Below are 1,179 nucleotides of genomic sequence, written 5' to 3'. Positions count from 1 at the left end.
CGCCACCTTGCTCAAGAGTCAAGAAGAAGCTTTCTTGCTTACTAGCAACATTATTACCTGCATCGCTTTGAGCTTCAGAAGCAGTATTACCGGAAGCAGTAGCAGTATTACCGATATCTACTTTAACATTAACTGTAGTATTGAAAAGTTCGTTTTCTACGATGCTGCTGTTAGTGCTGAAAATGCTGGTGAAGTTGTTGCTTAAAGAAAGTCCACCTTGAACTTTGCTAGCTTCAACGGACTCTAGATGATTTAGGTCAGAAATAAGCATTAATTTTCTCCTTCTTGGTTGTTAATTTTATTGGTAACGCCGAGGATTGACTATCCTGAAGCAATCACACTGAAGCAATCAAACCTAAACCTGAGTGTAATCATGTTCATATAGAACTGAAGGTACTGCATTCTATTAGGATATGAAGACACCCAGGTTTGAAAGTTAATTAATCAGGAAAATATCCTGACTAATGACTACTGGATAGCAGAGAATCCAATACCTTGAGACTTAGTAGCAGTTACGCCACCTTGCTCAAGAGTCAAGAAGAAGCTTTCTTGCTTACTAGCAACATTATTACCTGCATCGCTTTGAGCTTCAGAAGCAGTATTACCGGAAGCAGTAGCAGTATTACCGATATCTACTTTAACGTTAACTGTAGTATTGAAAAGTTCGTTTTCTACGATGGTGCTTTTAGTTTTGAAAACGCTTTGGAAATTGTTGCTTAATGAAAGTCCACCTTGAACTTTGCTAGCTTCAACGGACTCTAGATGATTTAGGTCAGAAATAAGCATTGATTTTCTCCTTCTTTGTTGTTGATTTTTTTTGTTTCGAGCAGCTTTGTTTGAGCTGTTGATATAACTATATCCAGATTCCCCTAGGCATGTCTCGCCAATTTGGCTTCAACCTTTGATTTTTTAAAAATTACTGGATTTACTATAAGTATTTATTCAGTAGTAACGAATTCTGTATTAGTTCAAAGAGATTGGTAATTTTGATGGCGTTGTATCGAAGTACTTTATTATTTAGGAACCGGTCATTATATCTAACCTAATTAAAAAAATGCTGGCCACTTTGGCTTAATATTTATGCTTTACTCCTCCCACAACTAAATAGTGAGCAATAATCGATTCTGAATTAGTTCAAAAAAATTGGTAATTTTGATGGGCTTTTATTGAAGTAGTTTA

Annotated in this window: 2 protein-coding genes; both read right to left on the bottom strand. The window is 36.0% G+C overall.

The genetic code is table 11. The features are described from left to right. Positions 1 to 271, bottom strand: a 271-nt coding sequence (locus F6K49_RS50980; protein WP_293110546.1) for a hypothetical protein, incomplete at its 3' end; no start/stop codon positions are given. 197 nt (positions 272 to 468) lie between these two features. Then, on the bottom strand, positions 469 to 786 hold the full coding sequence (locus F6K49_RS50975) for a hypothetical protein (RefSeq protein ID WP_293024712.1): 318 nt from the start codon (positions 784 to 786) through the stop codon (positions 469 to 471). Positions 787 to 1,179: the final 393 nt, after the last annotated feature.

This window comes from Moorena sp. SIO3I6, assembly GCF_010672095.1.
The sequence above is the reverse complement of the archived record's forward strand: the minus strand, read 5'-3'. Positions and strand labels throughout refer to the sequence as shown.

Bases quoted from the DNA above. Each gene is read 5' to 3' on its own strand.
- F6K49_RS50975 (WP_293024712.1), bottom strand. From the start codon at position 786: ATGCTTATTTCTGACCTAAATCATCTAGAGTCCGTTGAAGCTAGCAAA.